The following is a 20,738-nucleotide window of genomic DNA, read 5'->3' on the forward strand; positions in this document are numbered from 1 at the left end:
TTAATTTATTTCTTATCGTAAGCCCATTTTAGGTAAATAGATCCCCAAGTGAATCCACCACCAAAAGCGGCAAAAATAATATTATCTCCTTTTTTGAACATATGTTCAAAATCGTTTAATACTAAAGGCAATGTAGCTGAAGTTGTATTACCATATTTTTCAATATTCATTAATACTTTTGATTCTTCAAGATTCATTCTGCTTGCAGTAGCATCTATAATACGTTTGTTTGCCTGATGTGGCACTAACCAGCTAACATCTTCATTAGTCAGATTGTTTCTTTTCAGAATCAATTCGCTTGCATCAGCCATATTTGTTACAGCATATTTAAAAACGGTTTTTCCGTCCTGAATAATATTGTGCTGTCTGTTTTTTACGGTCTCTTCTGTAGTTGGAATTAGAGAACCTCCGGCAGGAATTTTAAGAAAATCACGTCCTACACCATCGCTTCGTAAGTATTCATCTTGTAAGCCTAAGCCTTCATAATTTGGTTCAAACAGAACGGCTCCCGCTCCATCTCCAAAAATAATACAAGTTGCTCTGTCTGTATAATCTACAATTGATGACATTTTATCTGCACCAATTAATAATACTTTTTTGTATCGACCTGACTGTATGTATGCAGCAGCAGTCGACATTCCGTATAAGAAACTTGAACACGCCGCCTGCAAATCATATGCAAATGCATTCGTAGCGCCAATTTCTGTTGCAACATAAACTCCTGTAGAGGCTACGGGCATATCTGCTGTAGCTGTTGCCATTATAATCATATCGATCTCTAACGGATCAATATTTGCTTTCGCAATCAAATCCTTTGCTGCTTGTATTGCAAGAAACGATGTTCCTTTTTCAGCATCTTTAAGGATTCTTCTTTCCTTAATTCCTGTACGAGTAGTAATCCATTCGTCATTGGTATCTACCATAGTTTCCAATACTTTGTTCGAAAGTACAAAGTCAGGAACATAAGCTCCAACAGCGGTAATTGCGGCTGTGATTGTATTCATTATATTCTATTATTTCGTTTCAGATACACCGTATCTGAAAAATTTTTAAAAGACTTGAAAATTACAAAAAAAAACGAAATGAATTTGTATGCATTTTCTTAAAAACAGAAAATTATAACCAACAAAAAAAACTCTCACTATGTGAGAGTTCTAGTATCATTTACAAAAACGTATTAAGCAACCGCTACAGATTTATCGATAACAACTTGCCCTCTGTAATACATTTTACCTTCATGCCAGTAAGCTCTGTGGTATAAATGTGCTTCTCCAGTAATAGGACATGTAGCGATTTGAGCTACAGTAGCTTTATAATGTGTTCTTCTCTTATCTCTTCTTGTTTTCGAGATTTTTCTCTTAGGATGTGCCATTTTACTATATTATTTATCCGTTAATAGTTTTTTTAATTTGTCCCAGCGCGGGTCAATATCTTCTTCTTTTTTACTCTCTTCTTTAACTTCTTTGACTGTTAGTTCATTTAGTTTTTTCAAGGCTTCAGTTTGCAAACTGCCGTCTTTTACTCCTGGATGAACTCGTTTTAGCGGTACAGATAATGCAATCATTTCATAAATGTATTGTGCTACATCTAATTCATGTTCTCCGTGCGGCAAAATCAACAACTCTTCGTTATCGTTATTAAATTCATCTCCAAACCGAACAATTAATTTCATTTTCCCTTTTATAGGAAGATCAAAATCTTCGCCTGTCAGATCACAAGGTACGTTTACAGCTCCTTTGTGTTTGAATTCCAACTCTAACATGTTGCTTTTCTTATCTAAAACTAAACCTACTTTGATATCAGAACTTTGAAATTCTTCGTAATCAAAGTTCTCAAAGAACGCGTTACTTATTTGATACTCAAAATGGTGTTTTCCCAGCTTTAATCCCATGAAAGGAATTAAAAATTCTTTTGATTTGCTCATCTCAATATCAATTTTGTCAACTCGTATCTAAAAATCAGATACCTGAATTGGGGTGCAAAGATATAAAATTATTATAAAACTAATAATCTTATTCACCTTTTTTTGTTTATAACTGTTTTTCTTTTATTTTAAGAGGTTTTTGAGTAATCTCTTCATGCTGATTTCTCGCATGAAAAATATCTATTGCAAGATAAATTGCCTCTTTAAATGAATTGTAATCTGCCATGTCTTTTCCAGCAATATCATACGCTGTACCGTGATCCGGCGATGTTCTTATTTTATTTAATCCTGCTGTATAATTTACTCCTTTTCCAAAAGATAATGTTTTAAAAGGTATTAATCCCTGATCGTGATAGGTTGCTACAATTGCATCATATTTTTCATATTGACCGCTTCCAAAAAATCCATCGGCAGGAAAAGGTCCAAAAACCATTGTTCCGGCATCAAATATTTTCTTTAAAGCGGGTCTTAAAACAAGATCGTCTTCTTTACCAATTACTCCGCCATCACCAGCATGTGGATTTAATCCTAAAACGGCAATTTTTGGTCGAACAATGCTAAAATCCTGAATTAACGATTTTCTGATGGTTTCGATTTTTCTTGTAATTAACTCTTCGGTCAAATTTGCAGAAACTTCGTTTAACGGTACATGATCTGTCAATAAACCAACTCTTAAATTATCCTGAACCATCATCATTAAAGCATTTCCTTCTAATTCCTGATCTAAATAATCTGTATGTCCGGGAAATTTAAAATCTTCTGACTGAATATTGTATTTATTTATTGGAGCTGTTACTAAAACATCAATTAAATCCTCTTTTAAAGCCTTTGTAGCGGCAACAAATGATTTTATGGCATACTCGCCTATTTTTTCATTATTTGTTCCTAAATTGATGTCAACTCCTTCTTTCCAAAGATTTAATACATTTACTTTTCCAATTACGATTTGATCTAACTTATCAATTCCGTGAAACTGAATTGTTGATGTAAAGCTTTTTTTAACGAAAGAAAGTATTTTGGCATTTGCAAAAATAACCGGCGTACACATTTCTAACATGCGTGAATCTTCGAATGTTTTGAGTATAACTTCGCTTCCAATACCGTTTAAATCTCCTATTGAAATTCCAACAATTATATTTTCTGCTTTTTTATTCATGAGCTCAGGTTATTTATATATGATTTATTATATTTTCCTTTAAAAAACATTTTTTGATTTAAAGACAAAAATAGAATTACCTACAAAAGATAGTGGCTTTTAAAATCTATTTTGACTGCAAATATAGGAATAAATAATAGGATAATAATAACGCTTAAGCCAGCTAATAAAAATCAAATTTTAAATTAAAGCTTTTATAAACAAAAAAAAGGATGAAAATTTATTACAACTTTCATCCTTTTTTAAACTTTCTTAAACTATGCTTCTTTTGGCTCCGGTAATAAAATTGATGCTATTACAGATATTATAAGAACTGCTCCAATAACCAATAACGAGTAAAGTGACTCGATATGATAAAACGGAGAAATAATCATTTTTACACCAATGAATGCTAATATGATTGCCAAACCATATTGCAATTTACTGAATAAATGAATAAAGTTATCCAATAAGAAAAACAATGCTCTTAATCCTAAAATTGCAAAAATATTAGAGGTATAAAGTATAAACGGATCATTTGATATTGCAAAAATTGCCGGAATTGAATCTACTGCAAAAAGCAAATCTGTAAATTCTATTACTGCAACTACAACTAATAAAGGCGTTGCCAGTTTTTTACCGTTTTCAAATGTGAAAAATTTGTCTCCGTCGTATTTATCGCTTACGCTGAAAAACCTTCTAATTAACCTTGCTCCTCTTGTATTATTGTAATCTTCGTCATCATCTTCATCACCAGCAGACCATGATTTGATACCTGCATACACTAAGAATAATCCAAAAGCTGTCATTATTAAGTTAATGTCATATTTAAATCCTGGCATTCCTACTAAACTTAAAAGCTTGTTTAAATAAGTAAGTTCAATTAAGAAGGCGCCTGAGAATATAAAAATCGCTCTTAAAACCAATGCTCCAATAATTCCCCAAAACAATACTTTATGCTTATTTTGATTGGCTACATCAAAAAACTTGAAGACTAATATAAACACAAAAAGATTATCTACAGAAAGTGCTTTCTCGATCCAGTATGCTGATTGAAATTCATAAAACTTAGCCGATCCTGCATAATAGTAAACCAAACCACTAAAAAGCATGGCTAAACTAATCCAAACCAGTGACCATGTAATTGCTTCTTTGTTTGTTACAACATGACTCTTTTTATTAAAAATACCTAAGTCTAATAATAGCATTATAAGAACTGCGACTGCAAAAACAGCGATTAATCCTGGATGTTCCGAAAAAATTGGGTGTTGATTCATTTTTTATTTATTAATTATTACTTTATTTATTTGCCATTGTTATTACGATTACTCTTCCGCCATCTTCTTTTGAAAGCAGGATTTTTTTTCCATCAGTTAATTCAACCATCGAACCAATAGGAATTTCTTTATCTTCTGTAAGATCCTTCAAAGATGTCATTTTTTGGTTTACTAATACCCATGCATTATTAAAAAATGTAAAATAACCTACAGGAACTTTTTGTGCGGCTGTTATTTTTTCGTTTCTGGTAATATTTCTATTTACGTGCCACTGAAATAAATACTGATCGTTATAAACCATTAACCTATGATTTTCAGGTTTCCAGACTGATTCCTGAAATTGATAATACAAATCTAAAACCGGAAGTGTTCCTTTGTGAGCTGTTCCGCAAAACGGACATTTGGGTGTATTTGTGTTATCAAAAACATACCATTTTTGCTCGCAGTAAACATTATGGCATTTCTGCATTAAATCGGTTGTTTTCAGCAATGCTGTTTCCCATTCTTCCGCGGTTGGTCTTTGCATAGGATTGTGCAATCCGTCTATAAAAACCTTATCAAACAATGCTTTCAAATAAGGTCCTGTAATTGTATAAGGAAGTTTATCAATATCCGCCCAAGGCAAATCCCATTTAGAAACCTGATCCAGTTTTGGCCTGTTTGCAGAATTTGTGGGATGTTCGATAAACATTGCTTTTTCGCCCATAGAAAGCAAATCATCTATTTCAGTATCAAGATCGTGTACTTTTCCTCCTTTTAAAGGATGCCTGTGCAGTAAAAACATATAAATTAAAACTGGCAAAGCATGCAAATCAGTTAAACGGTTTGGTAATTTTCTGTTTGGATCTGTTTTATTTAAATGTTTGGTCGAAAGTACTTCAGGCGCAATAAATTCAGCCGTTCCTATAACCTCAGCCTGAAACAAACCGGGCACTACTAATCCGTCAAGATCAATCATACAAGCCGATTTTTCTACCGGATCTATCAATACATTATTGTATGACAAATCAGAATGCGCCAATCCCATCGCGTGCATTTTTTTTACTCCGCGGGTCAAATTAACACAAATCTGAAAATAACTCAGCCAATCTCCCAACTCTGAATTTGCAACTCTTAATGGAAAATGCGGATTTCTGAATTTAGGTCCGGCAAACCACTTTCCGTTTTTTTCTTTTCCCTGAATAAGATCGCTTGTGGCATATCCTTTTTTAAAGAAAAATCTCGAATTATAAATTGGCACAATTATTCCGGTCAAACCTTTGTATTCAATAACATCAGTTGGCCATCTGTAAACTTCGTTTAAATAATAATCGCCGGCATCTCCATTCTGAATTTGGGATAAATATTTATTTGTTATTTTTTGAAGTCGTTCTTTCTGATTAAAATCTAATTTATCTCTAAAAATAGCGACTACATATTTTTTGTCCGGACTAAAATAAACATCTTTTACGCCACCACGCATTGGTTCACCATTATCAATAAATTGATATGATTTTGTAGTGTCGTTAATTGATTTTACTGTAATTGTATTCATTATTTTAGTAAATTATGGCAAGCGTTCTGTCGTCATGATTGCCGGGACTCCAGAAATCCATCCACGTCGAAAGCTGATTCGCAACTTCAGTATTTCCTGTACTAAAATCGACTTTATTTCCTTCTTCGTTATTTCCTTGTAAATCTCCGAAAAATTCATTCCATTTTTCTGTTTTTTCCAAATTAGCTTCTACAACAAATTTAGGATCATAGATTCCGTCTGTCATTAATACCAAATAAGAGAAATCATCGATTAATTTAAAACCAAAACGCGTAGAAAACTTATCGCTCTGAAATATTTCGGGCATTGTAATAAATCGTGTTCCACCACCAAAATCTCCAATATCCAGCCAGTTCATTAGTTTTATTTCTGTCAATTCTTTATTTAATAATCCGATAGGGCAATCTCCAACACCAAATGTCAGCAACGCATAACCGAAATCATATTTTTTAACCAAAGCAAAAATAAGCGTTGCATGATAATTCGCTAATTCGGTTTCACTTTTTATTGCAAATTCTTCTATTTGCTTATTCGCAAAATGAGCCGCTTTTGATAATGAATTATAAACAAAATGATTTATTTTTTCAGATGTATTTTCATCTTCTTGTGTATGATGAAGCAATAATGTTTCATCAAATTCTTTTAAATTTCCTTCGGTAAAATTTTCTTCAAAATATTGAATTACGGCACCGCAGGCAATTTTTGAACCTTTTCTGGACAAACGTGCTGATCCGGCTCCATCTGAAACTGCTAATAAACTCCAACCTGTTTGATTGATGTTTTTAAAAGCAAAATCATCTTCTCTAAAGGAACCAACATTTGCATGACTTCTTCCGCGTTTTGAAGCTACTACAATATTTTTATCTAAAAATTTAGCCGAAACCGCAATATTATCTTCTTTCCAAAAAGGATCATTTTTATCGCTTTCCAGATTTTTCCAGAGCGATTTGGGATCAGGATTTATAATAAGGGTTAGTGTTTTTTCATTCAAAGCGGCATCTTCGGGCTCGCCTTCAATTCTAAACAATATTTTTATTTTTAAATCGCCGCTTATTTCCGGAATTCCTGAAAGTGTTTCTTCTTTTGTATCAAATTGAAGTCCGGTATTCTCTAATCCTTTTGTTTCAAAAGAAACAATATCGTCCCAACCCAGTTTAGTGAAATCAAGTTTTGCTTCATATTTTTTATTTACCGTGCCATTTGGTATTGACACCGCTTGTATCATAATATCGTCAATTCTTGTTTTCAACTTCCAATTTTCCATAATCATTCTTTGGTTTTCCTGAATTATTTTAACGGAATTTACATTGTTTTCATCAGCAATAAATTCTTCAAAAAGAGACAATTTACCTAATGAAATTTCTATTTTGTTTTGCGTCAAAAAGGCTTTAATATATCGTTTGGTTTCGTCCATGAATTATCCTTGTGTTCTATTGACATCAAATCCGCCTTCGCCACTGCCATAACTTCCCTGATTTCCGCACCACGGGCAAGTACTTATATTTTCATCACCAATGCAATGTATTTTATCGCAAACACAAACTGCAAAAGCAACCTGATTGCCACAGCAAGGACATGTAGGTCCGCCAATAAGTTCATCAGTATTTACTTTATTACTAAAATTACTAGTATCTGCTAATTCAAAATAAGCGTTATCAACCTGATATGCGCCAACTAATTTGTAATTTTTAGATGATAATTCGACTCCTGCATAAATTGATTCTGCAATTGTTTTGCGGTATTTCATTAAGTAAGGTCTTTTAGTATTTTGACATTTACCGTTTAAAACCACAAAATTATCATCAACATATTGACGGTTTGGATCTACTTTAGTCAAATCAATTTTTGATAGCGTTTCTCCGTCTAATTTTGCCAACTCAAAACCTGTCGAATTATTTTCAACACTAATACTGCTTGTTTTTATAGAATCTGTAACCCATCTAAAAAACTCTTTATACGATTGCACATTGGTGTTTTTAAAATGCAATACATTTTCTGTCAGCTCGCCCAGAACTTTTGTATCTGTTTCATTCCCGAAAGAAATCGCAATCAAATTGGCTGTTTTCTGCCAGTTTTGTTTCCATTCGTTTATCGCTGCAAGAGTATCATCTGTAGGAACTCCATCTGTAAATAAAAAAACAATAGGTTTCCAGTCGCCTTTTACTTCATAAGTAGTTTTAACAATATTATTTCTTAATTCATACATCAAATGTCCTAAACCTTTACTTAAAGATGTTCCGCTGCCAATTGGGAATTTAGGCGGATAAAAACTCACTATTTCCTGTAACGGAACTAGTGTTTTTGGCTGACCTGCAAATACTATAATTGAAACAAAAACGGTTTCAAGTGCATGAGGATCTGTTTTTAATGCCTGAATGATTGTAGCTAAACCTTCCTCAACTTGCTGAATTGGTTCTCCAACCATTGACTCAGAAATATCTATTAAAAAATATATGGGCAATCTTCTCATGTTATAGGAAATTTAATAGCATTAAAAAATAATTAAAAATACAAGCCGTGTCATATCAAACCTGAAATGGTTTTATTATTATAATTAGAAAATTGAATAGGAAAAAAACTCTTGAACAATCAGAAATATTTTGATATTGAGGATTTAACTTGTCTTTGTAAGGCAATATTCTGAATAGTAAAAACAGTACAACAAACAAGAATCTGAATAAAATTTCAGGAAATGTTATTAACATATATTAAAGCACAATTATGTTTGTACTTTATATCACTATAATAATTTCACTTGGCGGAGGCGGTAATGTCACACTTTCTCCGGTTCCCTGACTTTTATTTCCTTGTTCTATAGTTTCAGAAACCCATTTGAAAAACTGTTTCAATGCGGCACTATCAGCCGATGCCAAATGTACGACATTATCAGTTAATTCTTTCAAAATATCATCATTTGCCATATGTCCGGCTGCGCAACCTACAACAGCACCAAAATTGAGACTTTTTATTTCCTGGATTTTTTGTCTGTACAATTGAATATCAGAAGGTTTACCATCTGTAAAAACAAACAGCAATGGTTTCCAATCTCCTTTTTGTGTTGAAGATCCTTTTATAACATCGGTTTTTACTTTTTGAATAACAAAATCAAGACCTGCGCCCGTATTTGTTGGTCCGCTTTGAGGACACATAATTTCCGGAAGCTGAAAATCTACTAATTCCGTCAAAGGAATAATTTCCTTTACTTCTCTGTCAAAAGTTATAATACTAATCCAGAGCGAATCCAGCGCTTGAGCATCAGTACGCAACGTATTAATCATTCCGCTTAAAGCATTATTCAAAGCTTGAATTGGTTCTCCGTACATTGAACCGGAAGTATCTAATAAAAAATATACAGGCAGTCTTCTCATAGTACTTAAAAAATAATTAATAACAGATTATGTTTTATAAACAGACTCGGCAATTTGTCAAATAAACTTTCCTGAAAATGTTATTGATGAAAAGTTTATTTGACTAAATGATATTTTAAACTATAGGTAAGACTGAATAATTTTGTGAATCGTTTGTCCCAAAAATGTATCATCTGTTGGGTCACCAATGGCACTAAATTTCCATTCATTATTTCTCTTATACAATTTACCCATAATGATGGAGCGTTTGTTTACATATTGAGGATCTGCAGAAACATTGTAAGAGGCAAATTCAGATACTACTTTTGTAGGCGTACCTTCGTACATTCTGATTTTTGCATAAGGAATTTGAGAGAAATCCTCTTTTCCGGCATTATTTAAAAAGAAAAATATCTGAGTAACTTTAGCATCAACTTTTGACAAATCGACAGTTATGATTTCGTTGTCTAAACCATCATCTCCACCTGTATCTCCTGCAAGGTCATCGCCAGTATGTTTTAAGGCTCCGTCAACGGTTAACAATTTACCTATTGGTAAACCAAATTGCTGCAAAACTTCGGCTCTGTATAATGGAGAATACAAATGATCGCAAAGTTTGTTTTGATCGTCGATTAAGATACAGCTTAAATCTAAGTCAATATTGATAACGTTTTTTGACAATCCTAAAAATCCACGGGTTTCAATTGCGCCCCAGTTTACACCAACGCAAAAACTTGTTAATGATTCACCGCTTGATTTTCTTAAATCAATTTTCTGTCCTTTTGTTAAGTTAATTGCCATGCTGTTTTATCGTTTTAAATTAGTTGTATTTATTTAAATAATCCTGTAAGCCACCTTTCATTCCTATTCCAACAGCTTCAAATTTCCACTCGTCGTTTCTTTTATAAATTCTTCCAAATTCAACTGCTGTTTCTATAGAAAAATCTTCGTCAAGTTCGTATTTTACTAATTCTGTATTGGTTTGATCTACAATTCTGATAAATGAATTTCTAATTTGTCCAAAATTTTGTCTTCTTGTATCAGCATGGTGAATTGTTACTACAAACGAAATCTCGGTAATATCCGGTGATACGGTTGACAAATCGATTTGTATTTTCTCATCATCTCCGTCACCGGCGCCTGTTAAATTATCTCCCGTGTGAATTACTGATCCGTCAGGTGATTTTAAATTATTATAATAAACAAAATGGTTATCATTTGGAATTTTTCCGTTAGCACCAATTAAAAAAACCGAAGCGTCTAAATCAAATCCTTCACCTGTACTACTGGAATTACTGTCCCAGCCAAGTCCTACAATAAATTTTGGAGCATCAATACTCTGTCTTTGACCTTTTTCTAAATTAATTGCCATTTATATATTTTTTATTTAATATTAATATTTAACATTGTTTTTAAAATGTTCGTTTGCTCGTCGACATTTTGTAAATCTTCAATAAAATCAATTGATGAAATTTTATTTAAATAATCTTTCAGCACTTCATTGACGTTTTCGGGAAGTGATGTTTTTACTGTACTTAATTCTGATTCTAAACTGGCGTTCTTGTTTTTCAATTGCGTTATAATCTCTCCTTTGACTGAATCATTTTTTAAGAGATTAATTTCGTTTTCCATTTCACTTTCTAAAAAATAAAATGCTTTTTCATTGGCAATAAAAACAAATTTGTCGTTTGAATCCCTAAATTCATAGACTTCAATAATTTCATTATTACAAATTAAGCCACACGAAAATTTAATTTTAAAATTCAGGACGTTTAATCTTCCTAAAAGTTTTTTCTCGAACTTAGAATATTTATTTTCATATAAACTTTTCTTTGAAGTTGCGATTTTTTCATACTGATCGATACTAATTTCTCTGTAATATTCTGTTTTAATACTATCCGAAAAACTTATTATTTCATTCCAATTAAAAAAATCTGCATCTTCAGTAGAAAACATCTGATAAAGCTCTTCAATTTTTTTGGACATGTTTTGAGCATGAGTCCTTAACAATTGAGGAAATTTTGAATCTCCTATCTCTGTTTTTAATTTTGATATAATATCCAGATTGATATATATTTCATCAGAAATTAAAACATATTGCTGTTCTTTTGATTTTTTTAATTTCTGAAATAAATCGATAAAACTACTTGTATACTGAATGTGAAATAGTTCTAATTTATTTATATCTAATGTTTTATTATTTTCAAAGAGCGTATGAATGATTTTTGTTTTTATTAAAACACCAACAAAATCCTTGTGATTAAAGAAATTGGATAACAATTCTAAAATCACAAGTTTTCTATTACTATCTTTTATTATTTGAACGTACCGTTCCTCTTCCTCTTGCATTTAATCAATTTCTTCTGGTCAATTAGCTGGTAACCCCTTTTCTAAGTTCAATTTCAAGGCTTTGTAATCCGGCGTCCAATTGTCTTCTGGTTTCCGTACCCTGATCGTGAATTTGTTTTACTTCGGTTAAAGTATCTATTAATGATTTTGTTGTCATTTTCAATGTTTCCAGAGAAACGACAGTGTTTTCATTTTCTTTTGCTACTTCAATACTGTTTTGTTTCAGCATTTCGGCATTTTTCTGCAAAATAGTATTTGTTGTTTCAGATACTCTTCGTTGTATTTCAATGTTTTGTTTTTGTCTTTGTAAAGCAACCGCAAGTGTTAATTGATTTTTCCAGACAGGCATTGTCGTGGTTAAAATCGATTGTGCTTTTTCGGCAATTGACGTATTGTTATTTTGTACAACCCGTATTTGTGCCAAAGACTGAAGCATGATAAAACGAACAATTTTCATATCGGCTAAACGTTTGTCCAGACGATTGATGAAATTTCTTTTATCAGATATTTGATAGTCCTGATATTGCGTAGGATTTCCTTCCATTACGGCAAGTTCTTCGTTTAATTCCTTAAAGCGAATTTGTCCTGCAATAATGTGTTTTTCCATTTCTTTGATCAGGTTCACATTACCATCAAACATAGTTTGAAGCGCGCTGTTATCTTTCACAGAATTGATCATTCCGGCTTTTACTTTATTACTGATTTTATCAATATTGACAGTAATCTTATCGTATTGCTGGAATAATTTTTTTACATCAATAACTAATTTATTAAGAAGCGGAATTTTAGACAAAAATCGTTTAAACGGTCCCTGATCTAACTGGTCAACATCTACATAATTTAATTCTGTAAGCAAATCATTGATTAAAGTTCCTACTTCACCAGAATTGTAGGTTCTGACATTCGTTAAAAACGTATCACTTTGTTTTGCAATCGAATTTTGAATTTCGGCACCATAATTCAGGATTGAATTGGCGTCGTTTTCATTTAACTGATTCGAAATGGATTTGTAATTGCTTACTTCAGCCTCTGTAATTGAGGTTAAATTCACATTTCCGTCCTTATCAATCAAAGCAGTATTTTCCTGAGTAACTAATTGATTTTCTGACATAATTTATCTTATAAATGATTCTGTTGAATGGTAACAATAGTTTGCTCCAGTTTTTTATCGCTTGTTGGAACTCCAATTGCGCTAAATTTCCAATCGTCATTTCTTTTATAAAAAACGCCTAAAACCATTGACACATTTCCTGCAAAAGAAGCATCATTTGCAATATCGTAACGTGCAAATTCCTGGCTTACTTTTGTTGGAGTTCCTTCATAAATCCTGATAGATGCAAACGGAATATCTTTAAAATCCTGACCTCTGAAACTATTAATGAAAAATGCAACGTGGTTTGCAGCCGGTGACAATTGAGAAAAATCTAATGTAATTACTTCATTATCTAATCCGTCATCACCATTTAAATCTCCTGTTAAATCATCACCGCTATGTTTGATAGCGCGATCATTTGAAATTAATTTTTTGAAATTTACTGAGTCAATATGTTTTTTTTGATCGTCATAAACTGCACAACTTGCATCTAAATCTACCGGTTCTTTTTTTGTACCAAAAAAACCTTTCTTTTCAATCGCACCCCAATTTACACCAACACAAATGTTGACTAATTTAGTACCGTTGCTTTTTTCAAGATTAATACGTTGTCCTTTTTCTAAATTAATTGCCATATCTTAGTTATATTTATTTAAGTAATCCTCTAATCCGCCTTTCATTCCTGCGCCAATAGCTTCAAATTTCCATTGTCCGTCTTTATTGTAAATTCTTCCAAACTCAACTGCTGTTTCAATAGAAAAATCTTCTTCTAATTCGTATTTCACCATTTCAGTATTGTTGCTGTCATCCACAATTCTGATAAATGAATTCCTAACCTGACCAAAATTTTGTTTTCTGTTTACAGCATCATGAATCGTTACAACAATACAAATTTCTTTTACTGCCGCATTGATTTTCGTCAGGTCAATTTTTACTTGTTCGTCATCTCCGTCTCCGTCTCCGGTTAAATTATCTCCGGTGTGTATTACAGAATCGTCCGGTGATTTTAAGTTATTGTAAAAGATAAAATGAGCATCAGATATTATTTTTTTATTGTCGCCTAATATAAAAACCGAAGCATCGAGATCAAAACCTGATCCTGTGCTGCTGCTGTTTGTGTCCCAGCCTAAACCTATTGTAAATTTAGGAGCGTTAATATTTTCACGTTGTCCTTTTTGTAAATTGATAGCCATAGTTTTAATCTATTTTAATTACATTAATGTTCGTTTTGTATTCTAAGATTTGATGATAATTATTGCTTATTGCCAGATGAAATAAATCATTACTGTTTTTAGTCGAAATATTGTCAACTAAATAATTAAACTGGTCTTCGTTTAAGCTTAAAATGAATTTCACAATTCTGGTATTGTATTGAAAATGTTCGCTGTTTATAATCGCAACAATATCTTCTACGTTTTTAACCGAAAAATAATTATAGTGATTTTCTATTTTAGGATGAATTCCTTTGTTTGCTAATTCGGCAAAATAGACAAAAACAAAATCTCCATTGACATTATATTGATCCAGGATTTTATTTACGGTATGTTCGTGGCTTCCTGTTATTTTAATATCATCAACAAAAATGCAAAGTTTGCCTTCAATAAAATTACGATCAATATAATACGTATCATTTGAAATTAGTTTTACTCTTTCGTTAAAATCTAAATTACCGTAATCCGTTACATACGTTTGATTTCGGTATATTTTTGATTCAATACTTGCCTTTTTATTATTTTTAAACAAAAAGCTGTTGAGCTCTTTTTTAAAATAATAACATAAAAAATTTGAAGCGGTGGGTATTGATAAATACGGACTTGGCAGAATCACGATTTCCTGCTCTGATAAAATCAAATCTCTAAATTCATTGACAAATCCTTCAAATAATTCTTTTGCAAATTTCTCTGCATAGAATTTATCTCCAAATTTGAATTTACTGTATTCTTCTTCTCTAAACGGACAATTATCTTTTTCGAGAATTTTGTGTAAACTGTAGCTCTTATTCACTTTTATATTTTTAATAGATGTGCATCAAATCCATATTTCAGCGCACCGTTATAATCTGCAATACTGTTGTCACCAATGTGCAATATTTCTTTTTTCTCTGTTTTTTTAAATGCATTTACTTCATCAAAAACCAATTGAAAAATTTCATTATTAGGCTTTGAAAAACCAACCTCATCAGAGTAAATCTGAAACTTAAAATAATCTGTTAATTCATAATACGCCAATAACTTTCTTAAAGTCCTGCCTTTGATAAAAGCGGTATTGCTTAAAATATTAATAGACTTGTTTTCCTGTGTTATTTCATGAAACAATGCCTTAATATTTGAAAACATCAAAACTGGTTTGTATTCCATAAATAAACGTTCTGTTTCATCGTAGAACTGACTTAATTTATCGGTTTCATATTTATTAATATCAACTTCGAGAGCGTTTAAAATTAGATAATAAATTTCATACGTATTGATATTCAATCCCGTTTTTTCATTAATATTATTGCAGAGAACATCATAATATCGTATTACCTCACTTACTTTTTCAATTGTAGCATCTATTTCGAAAAAATCCCGAAACATCAGATTTCTTTTGATCTTAAACTCAGGATGCGATTTTATCAATGTAAGCCATAAATCAAATGAAAGATGACTGTAGTCTATGTAATTTATTTTCAAATCTTATTTTTTATAATAACAGGATTACCTGTTTAATTTTTTAATTGGATTAAAGTTTAATGCTGTTTTAAACATATTTTTTCAATTTTTTTTCCAACTAAATTTTGCAATTTCTTTTTACAAATCCAAATTCATCACATTATCAACATGTTAAATAACGAATTACTATTTGATTTGCATTACAAATAGTTTAAACCTTACAAACATACCTTATTTAATGATTTGTCCTGAATAATATTTTTCAAGAAAGAAACCTAAATCTGCTTTATATCCAATTCCCGAAGCTTCGAATTTCCATTGTCCGTTTCGTTTGTACAATCTTCCAAACTCTACTCCTGTTTCAATTGAAAAATCTTCGTCTAATTCATATTTGGCAATTTCCTGTCCGCTTGCATCATCTACAATTCGGATATAAGAATTTCTAACTTGTCCAAAATTTTGTTTTCTTCTTTCAAAATCTTCGATTGTCACCACAAAAAGAATTTCCTGAACATTGGCATCAATTTTATGCAAATCAACTTTTATGGCTTCATCATCATCTCCGTCACTATTGCCGCCTGTAGGATCATCTCCCGTATGTTCTAAAGCGCCGTCAGGAGAAGTTAAGTTGTTATAAAAAATAAAATAATCTTCGCCAAGAAGTTTACGATCAGAGTTGATCATAATAGCAGATGCATCTAAGTCAAAATCGTTTCCTGTGCCTTCATTTGGGTCCCAGCCTAAGCCAACAGTAATTTTTGATAATCCAATATCAATCTTTTGCCCTTTTTGTAAATTTATTGCCATTTTATTATCTCATTTATATTTATAAACATACAATGATACAAAAAAGGGGAGTAAGTAAGAATGAGGGTTCCCGTAAAACCTGAAATATTTATTAACAAACCATAGAAAAATCTGCAAAAAAGCAACTTTAAAATCATTTCAGAACTTCAATCGTCCCTTACAAAGCCTAAAGCTTTTTTACAGCTTGTAATTTATCCATTTACTAAATATCTCATAACATCAATTACCGTTTTGCTTTTTTAATCTAACTTTGTGGCAATACCCAAAAACAAACTTCATTAAGTAAAATAAAACGACAATGTTTACAGGAATTATAGAAACCCTTGGAAAAATTCACGAGATTCAAAAAGATCAAAGTAATCTTCATATTACAGTAGATTCTACAATAACAAACGAATTAAAAATAGATCAGAGCGTTTCGCATAACGGAATTTGCCTGACAGTTGTAGCAATAAAAGATTCTTTTTATACCGTTACGGCTATTGACGAAACAATTTTAAAAACAAATATTGGAGACTGGAAAGCCGGCGATATTGTAAATCTGGAAAGAGGAATGAAACTTGGCGATCGTCTTGACGGACATATTGTTCAGGGACACGTTGATCAAACCGGAACTTGCATTAAGATTGAAGAAGCAAACGGAAGCTGGAATTATACTTTTGAGTATGATAAAAATCTCAGTAATATTACAATTGAAAAAGGATCAATTACAGTAAATGGAGTTAGCCTGACAGTTGTAAACTCTAAAACAAACGAGTTTAGCGTTTCAATTATTCCGTATACTTATGAAAATACTAATTTCAAAAATTTTGAAGTTGGAACAAAAATAAATCTGGAATTTGATGTAGTGGGAAAATACATTTCAAGACTTTACTCCATCAATAAGTAAAATTCAAAAGTACTTTACAAAAGAAAAGCTTCAATTTATATTGAAGCTTTTCTTTTTAAATTAAATTTATATATCGTGTGCATACCAAAAATTAATGCACATATTAATAATAAAACTATATTTTGATTAATATCAGTACTAGGAGGTGGAGTATTATTTACCGACATTGGAGCAGGCGGAGGTGTAACTGGCGCAGCCATAATACTTGACAAATTTAACAAAGTCAAAAAAAACACAAAAAAAACAGTCTTTATCTTCATAATTTTAACATGCTGCTGTACAGCAAGGTAGGTTGATAAATTTTATTCATTCTAATATAATTCGCACAAAAACAGGGGCTTACGCTTAATTATTCGACAAATGTATAAGATTTTAAGCAAAAAGCAAGTTTTTAATCAAAAAAACTTCTTGGAAATAATCTTTGCTTAATCGCGTAAGAAATAAACCTGAAAATATAAATTCACATTTCACATACTTACGTATATTTTTACATTTTAGATTTTGAGAAAGATACTTTTAATGAAGTAAAATAAAAAAAGCCTCTACATTTTACTGTAAAGGCTTTTTGTGGTCCCACCTGTACTGCTAAATCAATTACACAAAAACACAAATAACTATAAATCAACTACATATAAAAATCAAAAAACATTTATTCATGTGTTTTGTTTCACACTTGTTTTACACTACATTTGATTTTTAAACTTTTTATATGAAAATTACTTACAATCCCTGTGTCAAAAAAAAATATTCTGCTGATAATTTTGGAATTCTTCAAATAAGGAGAACAGAAAATAGAAAATCCACTTACTCCTCATTAGGCATCACAATGAAAGTAAAAGATTTATTAAAAAACGGATCAGTTAGCAGTACTCATTCGAATCATAAAGAACTTAATAAAAAAATAGAAGAAAAAATTCTTGAGTTAAAAAGAATTGACTCACCTGATGAAGTAATTATTGAAAACGTCAGCAATGAAAAGGTTTCATTTATAGAATTTTTTAAAAGTCAACTAGATTATTTTGACAAAAGAAATGAAATCGGATCATACAAAGCTCATCTTACAAGTTACACTCACCTTTTAAACTTTTTAGAAAAAACAAATAGAAAGGGACTTCTGTTTAGTGATTTAACATCTTCCGTAATGAGAGATTTTGAAACCTATTTGAAAGAACAAAAAATATCCATAAACACCTGTATAAAGTATATAAAAAAAATAAAAAATGTATTTAACAAAGCTGTTGAATTAGATAAATTTGTTCCAGGTAAAAATCCTTTTCTATCTGTAAATAGAAAGACCGCACCAGTAGATAAAAAAACTCTTGGAAAAAGAGATATTGAAATACTTTTGAAAGTTCCAATTGAAGAAAAAGACCCTCTTTATAATTGTAAAAATTATTTCATTTTTCAAATTTTCGCACAAGGAATTAGGGTAAGCGATTTGATGACTTTAAGGTGGGGAAATCTGACATCAGGAGATATTATATTTTACCAGTTCAAGACTAAAACACCTCATAAAATCCCTTTAAACTTCATAATACTTTTAAGGCTAACGGATTACTTTTTAACTGGTAAGAAAATTTTAAATAAAAAATTCAGCTTTAATATAGGCAATGTTGGCTATAATTTCAATTATAAAGAAGTAGAGAAACACTATGAAAAACTACGAAAAGAAAACATTTCGCAATTTATATTTCTAAGTAGTTCAATAAAACCAGAAGATAAACAAAAATTAATTGAATTGGAAGATTTGTTAAATCAATGGTTGGAAGTAATAAATGAAATTAAACATTCTCTAAAAACTGCTCTAATTATTGAAATTGTAAGCTACGCAAAGTTAAATTCTAATAAGTTTATTTTTCCCATTCTTGACAATAAAATCTTTGAGGATGTTAAATTTAATTCCGAAAAAAACACACTTTCAAAATATCAATACAATCAATTATCTTCAAAAACTGCTTATTACAACAAACAATTAAAGAAGTTACAGAAGAAATGTGAATTGGATGTTACTTTTACAAGTCATTTGGCAAGACATTCATATACTAGTTTAATGATTGAGACCACTAACAAAGATATTTACACGATTTCAAAAAGTTTAGGACATAGTAACATAGCAACAACTGAACACTATGTAAATGAATTTTTATCGGACAGAATTCAAGATAGTAATGACAGCATGAATGGTGGATTTTTAACCATTTATTAAATCAAAATTGTATTAGTAAAACTAAGACTAATATTTCTATTTTATTTTTTGCTATTGTTGAACGATTCACTTTATAATCTTCACAACTCTATCTTGACTCTATCATCTATTTTCGTAGAGTTCTTTAATGTTCTGTCTACAATACTAAGAAATATTCTTATTTGATAATTATTTTGTTTAAATATTTAATTTACAAAAAGTATTCCGTCGTGATTATTTCCATCTCTATCAATAATTGTTAGATGCACATTTGTCTCAACTCCTGAAATGCTTTCTGATAAGTCAAGATTGATTTTTTGTTGTGCAACACTTATCACTTTCCCTTTTACGTATGATTCATCTGATTTAAGAATAGTTACATTATGCCCAATCAAATCATTTGTATCGATTTCTACAACTTCTAAGTCGTTTAAACGTACAGTATTAATTGGTGGAAATGTTAAGGATGTGTTGAGCGCTTGAATCTCGGCCCTAGGTCTTTCATCATCTTCAATAACATCTAGTACAACATACAATTGTTCGGGATTTTCTCCTTCAAGAACTGTATGGAATTTTGCTATTTGTCCTTTTTTGCTAGGTATCATATAACTAAAATAATTCATTGCGAGCTGATCGCTGGTTAATATACAAATCTAAGGAATGAAATGCGATTACTTATAACATCTTGAGCATTTTGTTTATAGTATTTATCAACAGGAAATATTTGAAAGTGAAGTAAGTGAGCCAATATATGGATAATTATTCTCTAAGATGATTTCGTTTTGATGATATAAATTAATAATATTATTTTATACATTTTAATTCACTTAAGCCATATTAATATCAAATAAAAAGACTGCGAAGCATTTATGAAGCAAAAACATTAATTTGTTTTTTCATATAGTTTCTTTATTTTCACAAAAAAATAAGAAATATGAAAATTGAAAAGAAAATAGTTCAAACAATTTTAGAGAATGATTTATCATTAAGAAACTTTGTAAATGACGGAGAGTATTTACAGTATAAAATCGAGGATAAAGAATTGTTAGAAGAAATAGAAACATTTTTAGGTGGTATTATAGAACACGATAGTGAAAACATAAAAGATCGTAGAGAATGTATAGAAACAACCATAGTATATTTTGAAAAACATAATTGTTATATAAAAGAGGTAGCTGTTGGCGAGTGCCATTACAAAGATGTTATGATTGATGGAGAATATAATAGTCTAGAATACTATTTAGTTGAACCAAAAGAGGTGAAAGTAGTTAATTATTTCGATGTAGAAAAATTAAATTAAAACTGATATCAATAGATCACGACAATTCCTCATTTTAATATTGACTTTATAAAACAACTTATAAATTATAGATTTGATATTAAGTATAAGTGAATTGAGCTTTCTTCCTTATAAAAAAAGCCACTATTTAACAGTGGCTTTTGCTTTTACTGCAAATTCTGGTAAAAGTGAGCACCCCATTCCGGTAAAAGAGAGCAATTGATTCCGGTTCAAAGTGAGCACCCTATTCTTGTGAAAGAGATCAATT

General features: G+C 30.9%; 22 protein-coding genes. 3 read left to right on the forward strand and 19 right to left on the reverse strand.

Translation table 11 applies throughout. The features are described 5' to 3' along the window. Positions 1 to 5: 5 nt before the first annotated feature. The 18 genes from ACHZDT_RS22810 to ACHZDT_RS22895 all read right to left on the reverse strand — a co-directional run bounded on the left by ACHZDT_RS22810 (position 6) and on the right by ACHZDT_RS22895 (position 16,117). The gene (locus ACHZDT_RS22810) at positions 6 to 1,004 is read right to left on the reverse strand and encodes a beta-ketoacyl-ACP synthase III (RefSeq protein WP_394776994.1); all 999 of its coding nucleotides are present in this window, start codon (positions 1,002 to 1,004) and stop codon (positions 6 to 8) included. Between the two features lie 173 nt (positions 1,005 to 1,177). Then, on the reverse strand, positions 1,178 to 1,372 hold the full coding sequence (gene rpmF / locus ACHZDT_RS22815) for a 50S ribosomal protein L32 (RefSeq protein ID WP_007137315.1): 195 nt from the start codon (positions 1,370 to 1,372) through the stop codon (positions 1,178 to 1,180). Positions 1,373 to 1,381: 9 nt separating this feature from the next. Continuing rightward, on the reverse strand, positions 1,382 to 1,924 hold the full coding sequence (locus tag ACHZDT_RS22820) for a YceD family protein (RefSeq protein WP_394776995.1): 543 nt from the start codon (positions 1,922 to 1,924) through the stop codon (positions 1,382 to 1,384). Positions 1,925 to 2,030: 106 nt separating this feature from the next. Further along, positions 2,031 to 3,080, reverse strand: coding sequence for a 4-hydroxythreonine-4-phosphate dehydrogenase PdxA (pdxA, locus tag ACHZDT_RS22825; RefSeq protein ID WP_394776996.1), 1,050 nt, complete (start codon positions 3,078 to 3,080; stop codon positions 2,031 to 2,033). A gap of 257 nt (positions 3,081 to 3,337) precedes the next feature. Then, a complete protein-coding gene (locus ACHZDT_RS22830; protein ID WP_394776997.1) occupies positions 3,338 to 4,336 on the reverse strand; it encodes a TerC/Alx family metal homeostasis membrane protein in 999 nt (332 codons plus the stop codon). Between the two features lie 22 nt (positions 4,337 to 4,358). Then, positions 4,359 to 5,870, reverse strand: a complete 1,512-nt coding sequence (locus tag ACHZDT_RS22835; RefSeq protein ID WP_394776998.1) for a helix-hairpin-helix domain-containing protein — start codon at positions 5,868 to 5,870, stop codon at positions 4,359 to 4,361. A gap of 4 nt (positions 5,871 to 5,874) precedes the next feature. After that, on the reverse strand, positions 5,875 to 7,284 hold the full coding sequence (locus ACHZDT_RS22840; protein ID WP_394776999.1) for a PP2C family serine/threonine-protein phosphatase: 1,410 nt from the start codon (positions 7,282 to 7,284) through the stop codon (positions 5,875 to 5,877). Between the two features lie 3 nt (positions 7,285 to 7,287). Beyond that, entirely contained in the window at positions 7,288 to 8,340 is a 1,053-nt protein-coding gene (locus tag ACHZDT_RS22845) for a TerY-C metal binding domain-containing protein (RefSeq protein ID WP_394777000.1), read from the reverse strand. Between the two features lie 262 nt (positions 8,341 to 8,602). Then, complete coding sequence (locus ACHZDT_RS22850; RefSeq protein ID WP_394777001.1) at positions 8,603 to 9,238, reverse strand: VWA domain-containing protein; 636 nt, start codon at positions 9,236 to 9,238, stop codon at positions 8,603 to 8,605. Positions 9,239 to 9,358: 120 nt separating this feature from the next. Then, a complete protein-coding gene (locus tag ACHZDT_RS22855) occupies positions 9,359 to 10,018 on the reverse strand; it encodes a TerD family protein (RefSeq protein WP_394777002.1) in 660 nt (219 codons plus the stop codon). 19 nt (positions 10,019 to 10,037) lie between these two features. After that, complete coding sequence (locus ACHZDT_RS22860; RefSeq protein WP_394777003.1) at positions 10,038 to 10,589, reverse strand: TerD family protein; 552 nt, start codon at positions 10,587 to 10,589, stop codon at positions 10,038 to 10,040. 11 nt (positions 10,590 to 10,600) lie between these two features. Then, on the reverse strand, positions 10,601 to 11,566 hold the full coding sequence (locus tag ACHZDT_RS22865; protein WP_394777004.1) for a hypothetical protein: 966 nt from the start codon (positions 11,564 to 11,566) through the stop codon (positions 10,601 to 10,603). A gap of 22 nt (positions 11,567 to 11,588) precedes the next feature. Next, entirely contained in the window at positions 11,589 to 12,677 is a 1,089-nt protein-coding gene (locus ACHZDT_RS22870; protein ID WP_394777005.1) for a toxic anion resistance protein, read from the reverse strand. Between the two features lie 8 nt (positions 12,678 to 12,685). Beyond that, positions 12,686 to 13,294, reverse strand: coding sequence for a TerD family protein (locus tag ACHZDT_RS22875; RefSeq protein WP_394777006.1), 609 nt, complete (start codon positions 13,292 to 13,294; stop codon positions 12,686 to 12,688). 3 nt (positions 13,295 to 13,297) lie between these two features. Then, positions 13,298 to 13,852 carry a TerD family protein gene (locus ACHZDT_RS22880; protein WP_394777007.1) on the reverse strand — a complete coding sequence of 185 codons (555 nt, stop codon included), beginning with the start codon at positions 13,850 to 13,852 and terminating at the stop codon, positions 13,298 to 13,300. A 4-nt stretch (positions 13,853 to 13,856) separates the two neighbouring features. Continuing rightward, complete coding sequence (locus ACHZDT_RS22885) at positions 13,857 to 14,663, reverse strand: phosphoribosyltransferase family protein (protein ID WP_394777008.1); 807 nt, start codon at positions 14,661 to 14,663, stop codon at positions 13,857 to 13,859. A gap of 2 nt (positions 14,664 to 14,665) precedes the next feature. Then, a complete protein-coding gene (locus ACHZDT_RS22890) occupies positions 14,666 to 15,331 on the reverse strand; it encodes an HAD family hydrolase (RefSeq protein ID WP_394777009.1) in 666 nt (221 codons plus the stop codon). Positions 15,332 to 15,541: 210 nt separating this feature from the next. Then, positions 15,542 to 16,117, reverse strand: coding sequence for a TerD family protein (locus ACHZDT_RS22895; RefSeq protein ID WP_394777010.1), 576 nt, complete (start codon positions 16,115 to 16,117; stop codon positions 15,542 to 15,544). A gap of 298 nt (positions 16,118 to 16,415) precedes the next feature. Between ACHZDT_RS22895 and ACHZDT_RS22900 the strand changes: the two genes are divergently transcribed. Continuing rightward, a complete protein-coding gene (locus tag ACHZDT_RS22900; protein WP_394777011.1) occupies positions 16,416 to 17,006 on the forward strand; it encodes a riboflavin synthase in 591 nt (196 codons plus the stop codon). A 709-nt stretch (positions 17,007 to 17,715) separates the two neighbouring features. Then, positions 17,716 to 19,212, forward strand: a complete 1,497-nt coding sequence (locus ACHZDT_RS22905) for a tyrosine-type recombinase/integrase (RefSeq protein ID WP_394777012.1) — start codon at positions 17,716 to 17,718, stop codon at positions 19,210 to 19,212. Between the two features lie 185 nt (positions 19,213 to 19,397). On the opposite strand, the gene ACHZDT_RS22910 is transcribed toward ACHZDT_RS22905, so the two are convergent. Next, positions 19,398 to 19,796 (reverse strand): hypothetical protein, encoded by a 399-nt coding sequence (locus ACHZDT_RS22910; RefSeq protein ID WP_394777013.1) that lies wholly within the window; start codon positions 19,794 to 19,796, stop codon positions 19,398 to 19,400. A 329-nt stretch (positions 19,797 to 20,125) separates the two neighbouring features. Here ACHZDT_RS22910 and ACHZDT_RS22915 point away from each other — a divergent pair, with 329 nt between their 5' ends. Continuing rightward, entirely contained in the window at positions 20,126 to 20,491 is a 366-nt protein-coding gene (locus ACHZDT_RS22915; RefSeq protein WP_394777014.1) for a hypothetical protein, read from the forward strand. The last annotated feature ends 247 nt before the right edge of the window (positions 20,492 to 20,738 follow it).

The sequence above is a fragment of the Flavobacterium sp. genome (assembly GCF_043722275.1).
Lineage (GTDB): Bacteria > Bacteroidota > Bacteroidia > Flavobacteriales > Flavobacteriaceae > Flavobacterium.

Excerpts from the sequence above, each read along its gene's own strand:
- ACHZDT_RS22810 (WP_394776994.1), bottom strand. The coding sequence starts at position 1,004 with ATGAATACAATCACAGCCGCAATTACCGCTGTTGGAGCTTATGTTCCT.
- rpmF (WP_007137315.1), bottom strand. The coding sequence starts at position 1,372 with ATGGCACATCCTAAGAGAAAAATCTCGAAAACAAGAAGAGATAAGAGA.
- ACHZDT_RS22820 (WP_394776995.1), bottom strand. The coding sequence starts at position 1,924 with ATGAGCAAATCAAAAGAATTTTTAATTCCTTTCATGGGATTAAAGCTG.
- pdxA (WP_394776996.1), bottom strand. The coding sequence starts at position 3,080 with ATGAATAAAAAAGCAGAAAATATAATTGTTGGAATTTCAATAGGAGAT.
- ACHZDT_RS22830 (WP_394776997.1), bottom strand. The coding sequence starts at position 4,336 with ATGAATCAACACCCAATTTTTTCGGAACATCCAGGATTAATCGCTGTT.
- ACHZDT_RS22835 (WP_394776998.1), bottom strand. The coding sequence starts at position 5,870 with ATGAATACAATTACAGTAAAATCAATTAACGACACTACAAAATCATAT.
- ACHZDT_RS22840 (WP_394776999.1), bottom strand. The coding sequence starts at position 7,284 with ATGGACGAAACCAAACGATATATTAAAGCCTTTTTGACGCAAAACAAA.
- ACHZDT_RS22845 (WP_394777000.1), bottom strand. The coding sequence starts at position 8,340 with ATGAGAAGATTGCCCATATATTTTTTAATAGATATTTCTGAGTCAATG.
- ACHZDT_RS22850 (WP_394777001.1), bottom strand. The coding sequence starts at position 9,238 with ATGAGAAGACTGCCTGTATATTTTTTATTAGATACTTCCGGTTCAATG.
- ACHZDT_RS22855 (WP_394777002.1), bottom strand. The coding sequence starts at position 10,018 with ATGGCAATTAACTTAACAAAAGGACAGAAAATTGATTTAAGAAAATCA.
- ACHZDT_RS22860 (WP_394777003.1), bottom strand. The coding sequence starts at position 10,589 with ATGGCAATTAATTTAGAAAAAGGTCAAAGACAGAGTATTGATGCTCCA.
- ACHZDT_RS22865 (WP_394777004.1), bottom strand. The coding sequence starts at position 11,566 with ATGCAAGAGGAAGAGGAACGGTACGTTCAAATAATAAAAGATAGTAAT.
- ACHZDT_RS22870 (WP_394777005.1), bottom strand. The coding sequence starts at position 12,677 with ATGTCAGAAAATCAATTAGTTACTCAGGAAAATACTGCTTTGATTGAT.
- ACHZDT_RS22875 (WP_394777006.1), bottom strand. The coding sequence starts at position 13,294 with ATGGCAATTAATTTAGAAAAAGGACAACGTATTAATCTTGAAAAAAGC.
- ACHZDT_RS22880 (WP_394777007.1), bottom strand. The coding sequence starts at position 13,852 with ATGGCTATCAATTTACAAAAAGGACAACGTGAAAATATTAACGCTCCT.
- ACHZDT_RS22895 (WP_394777010.1), bottom strand. The coding sequence starts at position 16,117 with ATGGCAATAAATTTACAAAAAGGGCAAAAGATTGATATTGGATTATCA.
- ACHZDT_RS22900 (WP_394777011.1), top strand. The coding sequence starts at position 16,416 with ATGTTTACAGGAATTATAGAAACCCTTGGAAAAATTCACGAGATTCAA.
- ACHZDT_RS22905 (WP_394777012.1), top strand. The coding sequence starts at position 17,716 with ATGAAAATTACTTACAATCCCTGTGTCAAAAAAAAATATTCTGCTGAT.
- ACHZDT_RS22910 (WP_394777013.1), bottom strand. The coding sequence starts at position 19,796 with ATGATACCTAGCAAAAAAGGACAAATAGCAAAATTCCATACAGTTCTT.
- ACHZDT_RS22915 (WP_394777014.1), top strand. The coding sequence starts at position 20,126 with ATGAAAATTGAAAAGAAAATAGTTCAAACAATTTTAGAGAATGATTTA.